The 18332-nt window shown below is 43.2% G+C and carries 9 protein-coding genes; 2 read left to right on the forward strand and 7 right to left on the reverse strand.

Going from position 1 to position 18332, the window contains the following annotated elements:
* Window positions 1-633: 633 nt before the first annotated feature.
* The 3 genes from D5281_RS18010 to D5281_RS18020 form a co-directional block, all read right to left on the reverse strand.
* A complete protein-coding gene (locus D5281_RS18010; RefSeq protein WP_160561479.1) occupies window positions 634-2454 on the reverse strand; it encodes an MATE family efflux transporter in 1821 nt (606 codons plus the stop codon).
* Window positions 2455-2931: 477 nt separating this feature from the next.
* Window positions 2932-5406, reverse strand: a complete 2475-nt coding sequence (locus D5281_RS18015) for a glycoside hydrolase family 2 TIM barrel-domain containing protein (protein ID WP_160561480.1) — start codon at window positions 5404-5406, stop codon at window positions 2932-2934.
* 162 nt (window positions 5407-5568) lie between these two features.
* On the reverse strand, window positions 5569-8055 hold the full coding sequence (locus D5281_RS18020; protein ID WP_160561481.1) for a glycoside hydrolase family 2 protein: 2487 nt from the start codon (window positions 8053-8055) through the stop codon (window positions 5569-5571).
* Between the two features lie 244 nt (window positions 8056-8299).
* Here D5281_RS18020 and D5281_RS18025 point away from each other — a divergent pair, with 244 nt between their 5' ends.
* Entirely contained in the window at window positions 8300-9406 is a 1107-nt protein-coding gene (locus D5281_RS18025) for an AraC family transcriptional regulator (protein WP_160561482.1), read from the forward strand.
* Window positions 9407-9503: 97 nt separating this feature from the next.
* Here D5281_RS18025 and D5281_RS18030 read toward each other — a convergent pair whose 3' ends face one another.
* From D5281_RS18030 to D5281_RS18045, 4 genes are all read right to left on the reverse strand, one after another.
* A complete protein-coding gene (locus tag D5281_RS18030; RefSeq protein WP_160561483.1) occupies window positions 9504-10880 on the reverse strand; it encodes an MFS transporter in 1377 nt (458 codons plus the stop codon).
* A gap of 286 nt (window positions 10881-11166) precedes the next feature.
* Window positions 11167-13248 (reverse strand): beta-glucosidase family protein, encoded by a 2082-nt coding sequence (locus D5281_RS18035; RefSeq protein ID WP_160561484.1) that lies wholly within the window; start codon window positions 13246-13248, stop codon window positions 11167-11169.
* A gap of 353 nt (window positions 13249-13601) precedes the next feature.
* Window positions 13602-14630 carry a substrate-binding domain-containing protein gene (locus tag D5281_RS18040; RefSeq protein WP_160561485.1) on the reverse strand — a complete coding sequence of 343 codons (1029 nt, stop codon included), beginning with the start codon at window positions 14628-14630 and terminating at the stop codon, window positions 13602-13604.
* Between the two features lie 5 nt (window positions 14631-14635).
* On the reverse strand, window positions 14636-16687 hold the full coding sequence (locus tag D5281_RS18045; RefSeq protein ID WP_160561486.1) for a pentapeptide repeat-containing protein: 2052 nt from the start codon (window positions 16685-16687) through the stop codon (window positions 14636-14638).
* 343 nt (window positions 16688-17030) lie between these two features.
* Here D5281_RS18045 and D5281_RS18050 point away from each other — a divergent pair, with 343 nt between their 5' ends.
* Window positions 17031-18041 carry a hypothetical protein gene (locus tag D5281_RS18050; protein ID WP_160561487.1) on the forward strand — a complete coding sequence of 337 codons (1011 nt, stop codon included), beginning with the start codon at window positions 17031-17033 and terminating at the stop codon, window positions 18039-18041.
* The last annotated feature ends 291 nt before the right edge of the window (window positions 18042-18332 follow it).

Below are 18332 nucleotides of genomic sequence, written 5' to 3' on the forward strand. Positions count from 1 at the left end.
ATAAACATATGAAGCGCCATACCGGTTCATTTTTGAAAAAATGCCGTCACACTCGCACTAACTTCTTGCAAATACCAACCCCATAGCAAGCCAACGGCCATCCAACTTGTAACGCAACAGAGCACATGCTGCAAGACAGCGAAACATTAAGTTTGTAATAGTTCCTTTTGCACATCACTTCTTATAACGTCAATCCATATGCCCCATATTTGAAGCACACCCTCCGGCTTGTTTTACAAAAATAAAAAGCATAAATTTCTGGAATGGTATAACTGGATTTGCTAAAACAATTACACGTTCCGTAGATTTATGCCATTTCAAATATGTTACAAAATAGATAACAGAAATGATATTACTGCTTTGCCACAAAATTCATCGATGCTTTTAAAGAAAATTTTGCAGCTAGAATTCTATTTCAAACTATTTATTTTTCAATGTACTAATTTTATATGTATTATATTAGCCCCTTGTGCTTTGTGTCCCTGCAAGACAAATTATATTGAATCATTCAATATGAGGATAGCACAAAATATATTGTTTTGCAATAAAAATGTTACATGAATTGTCTGCAATATCGAATCCATATTTAATATTTCATTCCGAATATTCCTTATCCTTCTATCACTTCCCAGCCTATTTTTTTCTGCATGCCACCACAACAAATCGTCCGTCATCTGTGTGATAGCTGCAGGTTGACAGAGTTAAAATTTCATCGCCGTACGCCGCCTCCACACCGGTATCATACAGAGCTGCTTCTTTTACTTTTTTTATGTACTGGTCAAAAATCTCCTCCCGGCTCAAATCCGTATACCAATAATACCGAAACACTTCCTCCTGTGTATCTTTCGGATATATTTTACTGTAGAAGGCTGCCAAAACCTCATATTCCTTTTCCTCATAGAGCGTATCATAACTGATAACGGGATGTTCTTTGGCGTATTCCAAAGTCGTATATCCTGGCAGAGAACCAAACATAGTCCCATTTTTCATATGATGGCCGTAAACAATTACGTGAGAAGCCTCTGGCAGACAATTCTCGCCGATAAAAAGGCTTCCGCTGTTTGCTTCACTTCCGTCAAAAGCTCGATGCAGATAATATTCCGGTTCATCCGGCGTATACATAACCGGATAGTCTACGGCCGTCCCTTCAATCTTAAGCCAACCGGCCAAATCACTATTTTGTTCCCACAAGCTTGCATACTGGGCCAGAATTGGCAGTTCCACATCTTCCTTGGTTTCCTGTATTTCTTCGGTCTTTGCTGTTTCTTCAGGCTCCTGCCTCTGCGCATCTTCTTCTGATACTTCTTTCTCTTTCGTTTCCTGCATTTCTTTTTCCGAAGACAGGAGCGCTTCATCCCTGGCCTGCTGTATCAGCTGATTCGCTTCTTTCTCATGATAAGCCTGCTCTAAATCTCTAACCAGCATGGTTGCCGATACGGGAAAAAAGATGACGCATACAAGCAGCCCCACGTACTGCCAGCTTTTACGCTTTATATCCTCAACAGATGCCGCTTCGCTAAATCCGTGCACACATATATAATATATGCAAAACGACAGGGCCACCATCAGGGTATCCACGCACACCTGCGGCCAAATCATATCACGCATTTCTCCCACACGCTCCGGTAAAAGCAGCACCGGAATATTAAACACCGCCCAGCGCACCATGCCAAAAAACAGAAGTACGCCTGCAGGCAAAATCGCCGCACGTAAAATAGAATGAATATTCTTTCTCTCCGGCATCCCGTTTCCAGCTTTTACCGCACCGGAGAGTTTCCCTTTTATGACAAATACGATATAAAAAAAGTACACGCATCCAATACAGTTTGAAATAAGGGTGGCTATTCCTGCTCCCAATACTTCGCTGCCCTCCGGCAAGACCAAAAACATGACAATTGGGTCCAGGATTATGTTCACCAGGCCTCCCAGCATAATCCCAAAGCCTGCCACCTTTAATGCACCGATGCTGCGAATCAGGTTTGAGAGTACATTGGAAATTGCCATAGGCAGACCTCCAAGCACAATGACGCAAAGCGCATACTGCCGCGCATATAAATATGTATCTTTACCGGCTCCAAGAAAACTCAGAAACGGCCTCATGAAGACAAACATTATAATAGAAAATATAACTGCGGATGTAACAGAAAAATAAAAACTGAAAAAAGAGGCTTTCTTGATTTCGATCAATTTTTTCTCGCCCAATATCTGTGAGATAAATGCGCCCGTGCCTATGCCAACCACCCCTGCAAGCGCCAGGAAGATGTTAAACACAGGTAAAATCAGGGAAACACCTGCAATCATATAGGGATTGCCTGTTCTTCCAAGATAAAAGATATCCGCCATGCCATAAACCAGAATTACAATCTGGCAGAATATTGTAGGCAGCGCCGCCTCCTTTACCGCCTTAGGAACGGCCGCCAGCTCTGAAATTTTCTTATGATTCTTTTTTGCCATCTTAATCTTTATGCCTCTTCCATTTCCTTCATTACCAATCACCCGAAATACATACTCTTAGTCTGCGGTACGGTAAGCTTACTGCACACAAAACCTTATTGCTTCTATTATATAAGGTATTTAAACCTTCGGCAATCATCAAATGCTGTTTACAGTCTGTGTTGTGGCCAGTAGCCGCTCATAGTAACATACGGAGCGATACTTCGGGATTTGCGTGGACTTGCTTATTGCAGCAAACGCGCATCTTCGCTTCGCGAGCTTGCTTATTATAACAAATATGCCCGTGCAGTATCATAAGCTGCACAGGCATAAGTTATCAAACACATTTTCACCATGAAATTTTATAAAATATTTTTATTTCTGCGAGCAACGAGCCAGGCGGCTGCGAAGCGGGCAGCGTTTGTTACAATAAGCTGTCTCGCAAAGTGAGGCTGCATTTGCTGCAATAAGCTGTCTTGCAAAGTGAGGCAGCGTTTGTTACACAGCTTCAATCCGCACTTTTGCTTCTTTGCATCCATCGCCCGTAAAGGTCACCGTAATGGTACCTTTTTGTCCGTTTCCCCGGATGGCGGCCCGAAGTCTTCCCTCGTAAGCCTTAGCGGTTTTGTCAAAATAATTCTCCACAGAAGCAGGGTCCGCACTGCCGTACCCCAGAACAACACCCGGCCCGTCAATGGATACCGTCACCACTTTATCTGCGCCCGGATTTAAGTTGCCTTCCTCGTCTACCATACTGACTTCCACATAACAGATATCGCTGGCATCCGCCGGAATCTGTGCCATATCTGATACGGCGGCAATTTTCACCTGTTCCTTTGCGCTTACAATTACATCCCGCCCTGTTTCTCTGCCTTCACTGAACGCAACCGCTTCTATGGTTCCGGGTTCATAAACTGTCTCGAAAAACGCCATATACTTTTTGATTTTCCCAACCTTCTTTTTCTCAACTACCTTGCCGTTTACTGACAGCTCAACTTCTTCCGCATCGGTGTAAACCTCTACCGTCACCGGTTTTCCCTCATATCCCTTCCAGTTCCAGCTGCGAACCGCATCTGTCATACTCCAATTGGTCATATTATGTACATCCCCGTGATGCTCCGGCAGCTGTACGGCTATGTAGGGCGCCTTGCGCAGCCCCCATATGATTTCTCTCCAGTAAGAAATCGGGCGTCTGTCCCCAATCAGGTTCATATCGCCGCAGTAAGCAGCCTTTTGTGGATAAGGTGCATAGAAGGAAAATCCCTGGGTTCCTCCATAATTGATCTTTCCGATTCCCGCTTCTCCCAGATAATCCCATGCGGTCCAGGAGAAATCTCCAATCAAGTGAGGATATTTTTCTATCAGCTCCCAATTCACATCCAAATCTTTTGGGTAAGTTTCCGAACCCACAATAATACGGTTGGGATAAGTTTCTTTGTCCGGCAAATAGCGGCAAGTAGCATAATTATATCCTGCAATGTCTACCTGTGCAAAGGCTTCTTCCGTTGCCTTGCCGGCAATTTCACTGGACACCAGCTTATCCATCATATCGCCCATATTGCTCATCATGCTGTTGATCTCAGCATTTTCACCTGCATCTGTTCCCTGTCCGGCATCTGCGCCCGGCGCGCCTGCCTGTGCTGATGCCATCATATCGCCCATACGGTCCATGATACTCAGCATCAGATTCAGGCTGTTAGTCACATACCTTGAATCGTCAAGGCTGCGGATTTTGTCCGCCAGCTTTTTACCCCACTGCACATCAAATTTATTGCCTGTTTCCGGAATCTCATTTCCAATGGAATACATGATAACACAAGGATGATTATAGTCTTTATTCACCAGATTGGTCACATCATGCTCCCACCACTGCGCCATGTGAGTTCCATAATCGAAATCTACCTTAGTGGATGTCCACACATCCGCAAATTCATCCATCACCAGCATTCCTATCCGGTCGCAAGCCTCCAGAAGCCTTCGGCTCATAGGATAATGGGAACTGCGAATCGCATTATATCCGGCTTCTTTTAATTTTTTCACACGGAACCAAGCTGCATGCGGAAATTCAGCCGTTCCGGTCACGCCGTTATCATGGTGGATACAACCGCCGCGCAGATTTACTACCTTGCCATTGATCCGCAGACCATATTTTGTATCAAGCTGCAGCTTACGGATGCCAAAAGTTCCTTCCTCCTCGTCCAGTACCTCATCCGCCTCCATTAAGCTGATACGGTAACAATACAGATATGGCGAATCCACATCCCAAAGCCTGGGATTTTCCACGTAAATTCTCTGACGATAGGTTTCTTTAGAATGTTCCTGTATGGTAACGGGCATATGATCCTGTGCCACCACCTTCCCTTCCCCATCCACAAGCTGGGCGCAAAGTATAATATCCCTGGTACCGGTCCCCGTATACTCTATAGTTGATTCAACTCTGATTGCAGCCTGGCCTTCTTCCACATCCACCGCTGCCAGATGGGCACCGTCCGCTGCCAGATGCATACGGTCCCCAATCATCAAATTCACATCCCGGTAAATTCCGCCGCCGGTATACCAGCGTCCGCTGGGCACGCCGTTTTTCACAATCACCTTGATGGTGTTTTTCTTATCAAACTGTACATATTTCGTTGCGTCAATGTAGAAATTACCATAGCCGTAAGGACACTTGCCCGCATAAGAATTGTTGATATACACAAATGCGTTCTGATAAACACCCTCGAACTCCAGCCAGATATTCTTATCCCTGCAGTCAGCCTCAAGGGTAAATTCCTTCGTATAATGAATGGTTTCTTCCCGAAAAAAGCCATTTCCACTTCCACCCGGTTCCTGTGGGTTCCGTTCCTTCTCCACAGATGCATCGTGGGGCAGCGTTATCTCTTTCGTGACTGCCTCTCCTCCCAGCAGCGCCTCCAGGGAACTGCCTCCTCCCTCATGGAATACCCAGTTATGATTAAATTTTATTTTTTTCATCTATCCTTATCCTTCCTCTCTATTTCTTACTACTCCTTGGGACTGCCCAAAAATGCTATATAGCAAGATGCCATCTTAAAACCCTACAGACATTATTCCTTCTATAAATAATATGCATTTTCAGGCGGTCCCCTTTTCAGCTGTTTTCATGCGCCAATCTGCTCAGGCCTTCACATGAATTACCATTTCCTGTCCCTGGCAACCGTCCGCTTCAAATTTCACTTTAATCTCTCCATCTTCAGTGCCTGCGCGTACCACCGCCATCACATAGCCGTTGTAGGTCTTCCAGGTATTATCGTCATAACTTCCAATTGCCCTTGGGTCGGCATTTCCAAAGCCCTGCAAAGTACCTGTCCCCTCTACGCTGACCGTCACTTTCTTCTCGGCAAACAGATTCTCAATACCATCTTTGTCCACCAGCTTAGCTGTTACAAACGCAAGATCCTCGCCGTCTGCTTTTAAAGTTTCGCCCTCGCAGACGATTTGAAGCTCCACCTTCTCGTCCGCCGTCTTAAGGACAAAACGGCCCGTCTCCTTACCATCCGCATAGCCTACCGCCAAAAGCTCGCCGGGTTCATAGGTTATCTCATAGGATGCGGTGAAACCGCAGGCCTCCCCGGCCGACTTTCTTCCTAAGGATTTACCATTTAAAAACAGCTCCACTTCCTCATCCTTGCTGTAAATGTCCACATTGGCCGGTTTTCCTTCATATCCGGGCCAGGTCCAGCTTGCAAGATTGTCTTTCAGCATCCATGCGGTCTGGGAATGCTTCATGCCATAACGGTCCACCCGCTCCACCGCAATATAGGGCTCCTTTCGAAGTCCAAATACAATCTCCCGAAGATAACTAATCGGTCTGCGGTATCCAATGATATCTATATCGCCTATGTACGCAATCCTGTCAGGATAAACGCCGTTAAAATTTTGTGTGCCGTCATAATAAAAGATGCCGCATCCTGCCTCGCCTAAGTAATCATAACCCGTCCAGGTATAATCCCCCAGCACATGGTCATTGTTTTTCACAATATCCCAGAGCCGCACAATATCCGCCGGATAAGTCTCTGTCCCCACAACCGTTTTATTAGGATGCAGTTCCTTTTCAAGAACATGACGCCCGGTAAGATAGTTCAGCCCGGTAATATCCATCGCCTGGCAGGCTTCCTCTATGCTTTCCGTCATCAGCGGATGACAGGCAAAGGCATCCGCTGCGGGGCCTATCATCAGCGCCATCATGGAGTTTAATGCGCTTGCCCCTTCTTCTTCCCGGTCTGTCTCTTTTTTCTCCTCCTGCCCGCCTGAAGGTTTCAGACTGCTCATAACATCCTGAATCACAGTCCCCATTTTAGACCCTAAAGTGAGCATCCCGTTTACCGCATTGGTTGTGTAACGGGAAGGATCCAAAGCGTGAAACTGATTGCAGATCATACGGTTGATCTGGGCGCCTCTGGCAGTTCCCAAATCAGGTATCTCATTTCCTGCGGAATATAGAATTACACTGGGATGGTTGTAATCCTTTTTCACAATGCGCTCCACTTCCGTGTCCACCTGTTCCAGAAAATGCATCGCAAAATCGTTTGCATTCTTGTGGTTGGTCCACATATCGCTCAGCTCGTCCATAACCAGCATACCAACCCTGTCGCATGCGTCCAGCATTGCTTTGCCCATGGGATGATGAGCGCTTCTGATACTGTTAAAGCCCGCCTCCTTCATTTGGCGGCATCTTCTCTCCTCCGCCTTCTTTAAAGTGGTGGCGCCGATTATACCATTGTCGTGATGAATACAAGTTCCCCGCAGTTTCACCTGCTCTCCATTGATACGAAGTCCATGCTCTGCGTCCAGTTCCAGTTTTCGGATGCCAAAGTGCTCTCTCACCTCATCCAAAAGCTCCTTCCCTGCATAAAGCTTCACCGTGCAGTCATACAAATTGGGGGTATCAGGGCTCCACAGCTTAGGCGCTTTAAGCGCAATCTTCTGGTAGACTAATTCCTCGGCCTCCATAAACATGGTCACACCCACCTTATCTGTTCCTACCAGGGTCCCTTCACAGGACAAGGTTACTTCCACCGTAATTTTTTCCTTTCCCCTGGTGATGTTTTTGACGGCCGTACATACTTCCACCACTGCGCTGTCCTTTGACACATCCAGCGTAGTAATCCGCACACCATCCGCCGGAATATGGATTCTGGACCCTACCAGCAGATTTACGTTTCTGTAAATACCACTTCCGGAATACCAGCGGCTGTTTTTCTCCGCCCCATTGTCCGCAACTACACGAATCTCATTTTCTTCCCCGTACTTTAGATACTTGTCAAGCGCTACATAAAAATTAGAATATCCGTACAGATTACTCCCTGCCAGCTCACCATTTATATATACCATTGCGGTAGCATAAACCCCTTCAAATTCTATCAGTACGGTCTTATCTTTCCATTCCATGGGAATGTCCATTTTCTTTACATACGTATAAAGCCCGCCCGGCCAATACCCGGTCTGCGTGCCATTGGCAGTATCCGGCGTGCGTTCCTCATGCACCATGGCGTCATGAGGCAGATTTACCGCCTCAAACTTCGGGCCTCCCATAAATGCAGACATCATAGATGTGCTGCCTTTCGCAAACTGCCAGTCGCGATTTATTTTCTTGCGAATCATACTCTGTTCTCCTTTCTTGGGTTCGATGGTTTATAATTGCCTAACTTTCTCTTTCATCTTCATTCGCATTCGTGTATACTATATTTACAAAGTATAAACAATTGCATCCTTCCTCTCAATAACGAAAAACAACTGTTTTTTATAAAGCTGTATCCAAATTCAACCTGAAAATTTAAAATGCATGATCGTGAAAAAAACAAATTTTTAATATATGAAAACTTTCAAATAAAAGGGAAATTTATTTATGAGCCAAACAGACAAACTTTCCGGGCAAAAGTCTTCTGACAGCGCCCGTCTTTTTTCTCCGGAAAATTATAGACAGATTACGGATTCTTCCAATCCTTTGGTCGTCAGTAACGACTTTCAGCTTTATGGAATCGAGACCCCTTTTATGATTTTACTGGAAACCTGCAGGGAACAGGAAAATCTTTACAATATTTTCCAATTCACACAGCATTCCTATCTTTCTTCCCAAATAGATGAAAAACACAGAGATTTTTTCCGGAAACGCCCCCTTCATCAGCATTCCTGTATTGAAATCATGTATGTACTTTCCGGGGCCGTCACAAACTATGTGGAAAACCAGGTCTTTACTTACGAAGCCGGGCAGTGTTGTATCATGAACAAAAATATCCTTCACAGCGAAGATTTTGCCGGTGATTTTCAGGCGGTCTTTCTCATGATGCAGGATGACTTTATCGCGCAGCTACTGGCGGAATATCAGGAAAGTGACCCAAACGGTTCCATGCATCAGGAAGAAAACCTGATTTTCCAGCTTTTTACGGACAGCCGCAACCGCCTCCACCAGTTTGATAAGGTGTACCTGGACTGTTTTCCTATCATTCCTGTCAATGATATTCTGGAAAAAACATCGCCTCTGCTCAATACCATCATATACGAGATAATCAATATGAAGCCTGGTTCGCTCTTTTTTATAAAAGGCGCTTTTAGCCGTCTGTTGCTGCTTATGACGGATCCCAAGCTGTTTAGCATCAACCGGATTCATTCCCAGTCGGAAAGTCAGGAGTATCTTTTCAGCAAAATCACACACATCATGCGCACCAGCCACGGCCGCTGCACCCGGGAAGAATTGTCCTCCCAGCTTCACTATAATGCGGAATATCTAAATCGGATCATGAAAAAGCATACGGGGAAAACGATTCTCGAATACGGACAAAGCATCTATTTGGACGAGGCACGCACCCTTCTTGCCGATACGGATAAAAGTATTTCTTCTATTATAGAGGAGCTTGGTTTCTCTAACCGCAGCCATTTTTACCGGCTCTTTGAAAACCGTTATGGAGAAACGCCTCTAAATTACCGAAAACGACACCGCTCGGAAATTTCTTAAACTTAACGCCCGGGCTGATGGCACCCGGGCGTTGTAATGTTTTTATATCCTATATGTATGAATGATTATTTTACCACATTCCAATTGGGGTAATCCATTATGCTTTCACACCATGGGCTGCATCCCAGTCTGCGTTCGCCTTCTCGACCTTCAGGAAGTACATAATCACTGCAATCAGCGTTACAGATATCATAGGGAACCACAGGTACATAAAATTCAGCATGTTGATTGCGGATGTCGACTGCTGAGCCGCATTCGGCACGTATCCGCTGGCTGCCAGGAGCCATCCCGAGATAGCGGAGCCGATACCGCTGCCAAGCTTAATGCCCAGGGACGAACAGGAGAACATAGCGCCTTCAATATGTTTGCCCTTAGTACGAACGGTGTAGTCGGATGCCGCCGAAATCAGCGCGTTGATATCACCCGTTACAGGGCTTGTGCACAGACCGCCAAGCGCGGAACATGCCAGCATGAGCGGGATAATTCCCATATAACCTGCAGCAACAAATCCCAGCCTGAAAATCACTGCCATACAATAGCCGCAAAAGTTTACCTTATACATTCCACCGAACTTCTTTACCAGCATAGGCGTGAAGGCAAGGCCAATTACCATAGGCAGCATCTGCGCCATGGAGAAAGTACCCAGCATGGCCGGATTACCGAGTACGTAAGTCATATAGTAAATACCAATACCTGCAATACCGGTCTGTACATACATCAGAATATAAAATCCTGCAATCATCAGGAAATATTTATTGCCAGCCAATAATTTAAATGACTCTACAAAACCAATCTTTTCCTGTGCATGGCTTTCTTTTTTCTCCACTCCTTCGGACAATTCCTCCGGAGGCAGCTCTTTTACGGAAAATACGGAAATCGTGTTGACAATCAAAGCAATAACCGCATAAATGATTGCCACTGTTCTCCAGCCTGCCGCACCGCCTCCAAAATTTTGAACCAAACCTACCGTAATAGATGCAACAATCAGGTTGGTTGCCAGAGAGAACATGAAACGGATAGAACCCATTTGTACACGCTCATTTCCATTCTTGGTAATCAAAGAAGTAAGCGATGCATAAGCAATATTGTTAGCCGTATAGAAGACTGCGTTCAGCAGCGTGTAAGCGATAAAGAAATAAGCATATTTTGCCGTCTCACCCAGGCTCTGCGGAATAGCAAACACTGCCACCAAAAGGATACAGTTGCCAATTTGGGACCATAACATCCAGGGACGCGCTTTTCCCAGCTTAGTATGTGTTTTATCGATCAGTGTGCCAAAGAAAACATCGGTAATGCCATCCGAAAACTTGGAAAACATGATAAGTGTTCCGATAATACCTGCATTCAATCCCACCGTATCCGTCAGATAAATCATCACAAAGCTTGTAAGCAGACCATAAATACAGTTCGCGGCAAGGTCACCTGAACCATATCCTACCTTATTGTACCATTTTAAATATCTTTTTTCTTCCATATGGTATTCCTTTCCCGTTTTAATTTTATATACTTTTCATAAAGCATTCACGAATACGTTACAAATACATTATATAGTTATTATTTTTTGCATGAAATAACGAAAACCAACCCTTGATACTCTGAAACTGTATCTGAATCCGACCTGGAATATATTTTAGAAATTTCTCTCCCGAATGAAAGCGCGCCGCAATCGCCAAATGTTCATGCAGGCATGCCCACTTGGCTCGTTACCCGCGAAAGTCGCGCAAAGCCGCATTGCCAAAACACGGCAGCATGATACCCTGCTATAACCGTATCGCCGTCTTTTGCAAATCTTCTCTGGCAGCGCTGGTGCCTACATAAACGGAATATTCCATATTTTCTAACTGCCATTCCCGGTAAATTGGATTGTACCATTTCAATTTTTCAACAGGCGTACAGATTTCCACTTCCTTTTCTTCTCCTGCCTTTAAGCTCACACGCTTAAACCCTCGTAGCTGTTTTACCGGTCTGTCTACTGCAGAATTTTCAAATCCCACGTAAAGCTGCACCACCTCATCTCCGTCTAACGCCCCTGCATTTTTAACTTTTGCAGTTGCTTTCAAGGTATCGTTTTCCACCCACGCCTTAGGCGCAGTAACCTCAAAGGTGGTATAGCTTAACCCAAAGCCGTAAGGAACCAGCGGTTTCACACCATTTTTTTCCAGACGGGTATACCCATGATAATATTCATAGTATTGGTCTGTGGCCTCCCAGTCCACATGGGGCAAATCGTCCTCCGAATAAGGCACCACATACGGAAGTTTTCCCGAAGGATTTACATCACCATAAATAATCTCGGCAAGGGCGGTACCGCCCTCCATTCCCGGATAATAAGCCATAATAATGGAATTTACACAGTCATACCACTCGGTCATCATAATCATATTGCCGCCTACCAGAACCACCGTTGACTTCTCATTCACAGGGCCCACCTGCTTAATCAGTTCAATATCTTCCTCATGGAGGCCTAAGCTTACCTTTCGGTCTCCACCCATGGAACCTGTATAATTCTCCGCCTCATTCTCTGAAATAAACTCACCCTCATCATCATGATCATATCCAACCACGAAGATAACCGCATCCGCATCTGATGCAAGCTTCTTAGCACTCTCAATATCCCCGCCGTCATGAAAGATCACTTGGCATCCTTCGTTTGCCTTTTCCAGGCCTTCCTTAGGGCTTACCACATAGGGCGGGCGCACCCAGCTTGAACCATGGTCGCCGATAACCGCTGTGTCCGCAAGCTTGCCAATCAAGGCGATTTTCTTTGTTTCGCTTCTATGCAGCGGAAGGACATTTTCATTTTTGATCAGGGTAATTCCCTTTTCAGCCGCTTCTTTTGCCACCGCAATATGCTCCGGACATCCAACCACCGACATATCGTACTCTTTATGGTCTTTGTCAAAGGCAAGAATCGTGCGGACAATGCGCAGGGCCGCCTCATCGATACGCTCCTGCGGCACAAAGCCGTCCTGTACCGCCTTCACAAGCCTATCCCCGAAATACTGTGTCCACATCATCTCCATATCCTGACCGCCGTTGGCCGCTTCCACCGTATCCCGCACGCCCCAGCAGAAATCAGACATTACAAAACCATCAAAATCCCATTCTTTCTTTAAGACCTGGCGCAGCAAATAATTGTGATGTCCGCAGTGCACACCGTTATAACGGTTGTAAGCGCTCATGACACTGGCTGCTCCCGCATCAATACAATCCTTAAAGTGCGGTAGATATACCTCCTGTTCCGTACGCTGGTCACAAGTAACGCTGCACTTAAAACGGGCGTTTTCCATATCATTGAACGCATAATGCTTCACGCATGCCATAATATCCTCATCCTGGACACCCCGCACCAGCGCTGCGCCCATCTGGCCAATCTGATATGTCTCCTCTCCGTAAGTCTCCTGGCTTCGTCCCCAGCCCGGATTGTAGGGCATGTTGATGCACACCCCTGCAAAAAGATTGCCCCCAAAAGCACGTACTTCTCTGCCAATGCAATGTCCCACTCTCTCCTCAAGCTCCGTATCGAAAGTGGCCCCTCTTGCCATGGATACCGGAAAACAGGTACTCTGCCAGTTTCCGCACACCACCCCTCTCGGGCCGTCTGCAAACAGCATAGGAGGCAGATTAAATTCCTCAAGGCCTCCCGCCGCATAGGGCGTCACGTTATAATGATTTTCCTCTCCCGACATTTCCTCCGCCATTTGGGCCATAAGCTCCGGCGTCATTTTGACAATGTCAATGTTGCCGCTCATCAGCCATACCTTCTGCTCTAAAGTAAGCTGATCTACGATTTTCTGCGCTTCCTGGGTCATGGAAAGACGGTATTCTTTGGTTGCTCTCATAGTTTTTTGTCCTTTCTTTTTATTTATGATTCTATTGACTTGTTCCTGTTAAAGCTGCTGCCGGCATTGAAACGGGCTTTATCATGTATATTGCCCATCGTTGTACAATATGTCTACAAAATCCTTGTCACATGAATATTTTATTTTTCCGTGTACGTTAACGGTAATTTCATTATAAAAACAGATTAGCAAAAATGTCAATCTGTTTCTTGATTAAATATTATTTTTAGATATAATGCACAAAGCACTCCTTTTTTTCTTCCATCATCCGTCCGGTTGGGAAACCCGATGATTGAGACATTTTAGCACGCTCATTTTATGGGCAAGACCAGCCTTTTCCTCCACTTTGAATTTTATAGATTTTGTGCAATATGTATACTCAAGTTTGTATAGCACAATTGTTCCTTCGGTTTCCTGCCATATGCCAGATACTGAAAAAGAATTTCAAGCGACAGCATCCCCTGCTTTTCCGGCTCCTGACATACCGTGGCCGAAATGGTTCCCTGGCGGAGCATTTCTATCTGTTCTCCCACCATATCATTGGTAATCATCCGAATCTGCCGCTTTTTATCCGCACAGGCAATCATGCTGCAAATCTCATAATCCCTGGGATTTACCACATACACAATATTTACATCCGGATATTTCCGAAACATCTCCTTCACGGTCTGCTCATTTTCCTCTCTGCTCCCGCCGATTGAAAAATATTCCAGCACCTTCATCTTTGGATACCGGCAGGACGCCTCCCTGCAAAAGCCGTCCACCCTTACCCTGTGGCTTGAAATAAAGTCAAGCCCCTCCGAAAATATACACACCCGGGCATCCTCTCCCCCTGCAAGAGCGCTCAGTCCCGCCGCAAGAGCGCCTGATTTCAGGTAATCGCACCCCACATAGGCAAGAAACTCCGTCCCTTCCATATAGGCATTATAAAAAACAACCGGTATATTCTTTTTATATGCCTGTTCCAGATATAATCTCGTCTCCGGAATATCCACCCCAAGCGTAACGATCCCATCCTGCTCTGACAGCATATTTTCATAGACCGCCCGTACCGATGCCAGGGGCTCATCTTCCCTGGTTTGGTAAAAGCTTACCTGAACGCCATACTGTTCCAGCTCCTTTGCCTTTTTCTTTGCTGCCAGCGCAACCTCCTTAAAAAACGGATGGTTTTGTATGTCAGGAAGAAAAAAGCCGATCTTTAGCCTCTTTTTCCTCAGGGCAAGCCCCTGGGCCACCTGATTTGGCCGGTAGTTAAGCTCTTTCATAACCCCAAGCACCCGCTCCTTTGTCTGGGCATTTACCATTCCTCTGTTATGAAGGACTCTGTCTACGGTTCCGATTGACACGCCTGCCTTTTTTGCAATTTCTTTTATCGTAGCCATGCTGCTTAGCTCCTTGCTGTCCTTTTATATTTTTTTTGATATTCTTTATAAGAAATAATATCATCCGATTCATTCAGATATATTTTAGCATTTTGCAAATCACATTCATGCTCCAAGTAAAAAACCTGGGTCTCGTCAAGAATTGTATTATTTAAAATTGCATGTTCCAGTATGGTTTCCCTCAGATTTATTCCCTTTAAATTTAAACCACTCAAATCTGCCCCGGATAAATTTGCTCCTTCTAAGTCTCTTTCTAATCCCTTTTCCTCCCCTTTATCCTGTCCCCAAAAATCTCTTGGTTTTGAATAAAGTAAATATGCCTTACTTAAGTCTATACCGTTTAATAAAGTCCTTCCAAAATTAGTATTTATCAGAATTGTTTTCTCCAAATCTGCCCCTGCCATATTTACTTCATATAAATTTGCCCAGCTTAATGATGCTTTTTTTAAATTTGTTCCCTTCATATTTACTTTTACTAATTTTGCCCTTTCTAATCCTGCCCCTTCTAAATTTGCTCCCTCCATATTTGTTCCTTCTAAATCCGAATCACGTAACTCACATTTTCTTAAATTTGCATGATTTAAACTTGTATTTACTAAATTAGCTCCTAAAAAATTGGCTTTCTCTAAATACGCCTCACTAAAATTTACGTTTAAAAAAGTTGCAGCTTTGAAGGCAGGCTCTATAAATACACATCTTTCAAAATCACAATCTATAAAATCAATTCCTGAAAAATCAACTTTATATAAGATAAAGCATTTAAAAACAATTGATTTTATTTCCCTGGGATTATCCTTTCGTAGATTATTTATAAAGTATAAACTTCTTTCTTTTATAAAATACTCTAACATTTCATAGCCGCTTAAACTATTTGAAATAATTAATTTACGAAATTCCAATTCTTTATGTGCTTTCTCATACAAAAAAAATTCTAAAATACTTTTATGGGCAAATTTATAATCACCGCCTGCGTTCCTGTTTAGCAAAGACCTTGATTTAGCTTCAATACTCCGTAAATTTATTTTATATTTTTTACATAAACTCTCAATTTGCGCTCCTCCTATATATATCGTCTTGTTCAAATACATATATTCCGCTACCTTTTCCGAAAATTCATATAAAAGCTTATTATTTTTAAGTGCTTCTCTTTCTATCCATTTGCGCACTAATTGCTCATAGATCTCGTAAACACTATCATAATTCACTTCCTTTTCTTCTATCAAATCATCTATATATGATAAAAGCATTGGCCTTTCTACCAATTGCGGACAATTTGATATCAATTTATAGGAACGCTCAAATTTATCTTTTCCAAAAGGATAATATTTCTTTTTTAAATACATAGATATTTCAGAATCCCTAAATGGCAAAATATAATATTTTTCAAACTCTACATTCTTCTTTCCAACGCCAAATCTCATTTTGCCGGTAATCCTGGGTTCATTTTCACTATCCGGAAAGAACTGAGTTCTGCAAGTCATAATCACTTTATAAAACGACTCTGTCTCGTTACAAATTTCCTGCAAACGTCCAATATAATCTTCCATTGCATATGTATCTTCATCAAAGCTATCCAACAGCAGTATTGTTTTTTGCTTATTTTTAACCCCTTTTATCTCATCAAACGCTTGACTTTGTGATAAAGGAATCAACATTATCTTATACTTTTTCAACTTTTTTCTTTTATATTGAAAAAACAGCTTTAGCAAAAAAGTGGTTTTCCCCATTCCGGAATCAGCTAAGATAATAAAGTACTGTGATTCCGGATTTTTAAATTCCTTCATAAAAAAAGGAATTAACTCAAAACCAGGCTCATCCTCAGCAATTTCCTGGTCACATGGATCTATATTGGTTCCTCTTGTCGGAACATAATTTTTTATAGCCTGTCTGGTTTGCTTATCCAAAACAAAGTACTTTAGCTGTTCACGTTTCACCTTAAAACGAATCACGACAGAAATTGTCGTTCCCACTATAACGGCAATAATACTTATTGTTGCATCAATATTAGAAATATTTTCCCAAATCCATAAAACAATTTTTAAAACCCATTCCAACATACTTATTCCTGCTTTGTACTATATAATAAAATAGTATAATATTGCTGTATACAAATTTCAACAAAAAATACGTCCAAAAAGATGCAAACCCGGTAAAATATACCAAAACTTTTGTTATCAATATCTGCTACAGCTACACAATGAATGTTATTTTGATAGAATTATGATGAAACATACACATTATTGCATATTCTTACAACCGTCTAAATCAGGGAAATTTTTCCGTGCTTCAAAGATATAATTTACTTTACACCGTATATTTTTTATGATATATTCTTCATACGATCCAATCTCAACAATAAAATTCTGAAAGGAAAAAGAACATGAAGAAAAAATCGTATCTATGCTGGCAGCTCTGTTGCTCATGATGGCTCCTGCTTTGCCTGTGATGGCTGCCGATCCACTGCCTTCCGGAACAAAAAACCTTGATTTTACCTTTACCACCATAGATGGTGAACAACTATCCAGCCAGGCTAATGGAAGACCAAAGTTACTCGTTTTCTATAAAGTAAACTGCCTAAACTGTCAAAATACTCTAAAAAGTATTTCCGAGAGTGATTTAATTCAGAACAATGACGTATATGCATTTGCATGCTCATCATATAATGATTCTAATGCAAAAACTGACGATGCTTCTATTTCCACATTTAAAACTACATATTGCTCAAGTGCCGGTGATAAAATAAAGTTTGCTCAAGGTGATTTTTTAAGCAAAGCATCTTCATATAACCAAACCGCAGGGTCCTCCAGTACAAGTATGACAACTCCCTTAATTGCTATGATCGATGCAGATAACAATTTGTGTTTTGTTACCCAAGGTCAAATTTTAGCCGATAAACTTGTATCAGACTATTTACCTGCTTTACAGTCTTCTTCAAACTCGGGCAGCTCCCAGAAGCCAAGTTCTTCTTCCAGCTCAAGCAAGGGCGACAGTAAAAAGGATACATCCAAACCAAGCTGTGACCATGTTGCCGAAACGGTTGTGGTAAATGATGCCACATCATCCGATGACGCTGTTTCTGCATACCAGTGTGTCAAGTGCGGGGCGCTCCTCAGATATGAAGCGGTTCCCAATTCCGCATATGCAACTTTCCTGGCAAATACAGCTAATACCATTTTAAATGCCCAGCAGGGTGAAGTCACTATCAACACTAATATTTGGACATCCTTTAACCGGGCGGTATTTGATGCCATCAAGAGCAGACCTGATGTGGCTATAACCGTGAATTATTATTATAAAGGCTCTCCCTATGTTCTGCATATCCCGGCAGGCACAAATGTTGATTCACTGATGGACGAAAACGGATTTGGCGGCTTTCTGTATATTCAGCATGTCATAAATACAAGTAAATAATTTTAGCAATAACCATAATAGAATATTTTAAATACATAACCGCTTTTGCTGTAAAATGAATGCAACAAAAGCGGTTTTTATCAAAAGATTGTTTCTGAATATACAGCCTAAATACTTATTTCCACAAAAGCATTATGATTGTCAATACTTGTAATAGGCATACTGTTCAAAGCCTCAAAAAATCTATCCTAAACTTGTAACGTGATGTTCCCCGTTTAATCCTGGATTCTCGGAGTTAACATGACGAGGTTGGTACCTTCACTCCGAGAGCCTCATATATTTTTGCCTGCT

The organism is Parablautia muri (assembly GCF_009917485.1).
In the GTDB taxonomy this organism is placed as follows: Bacteria; Bacillota; Clostridia; order Lachnospirales; family Lachnospiraceae; genus Suilimivivens; species Suilimivivens muri.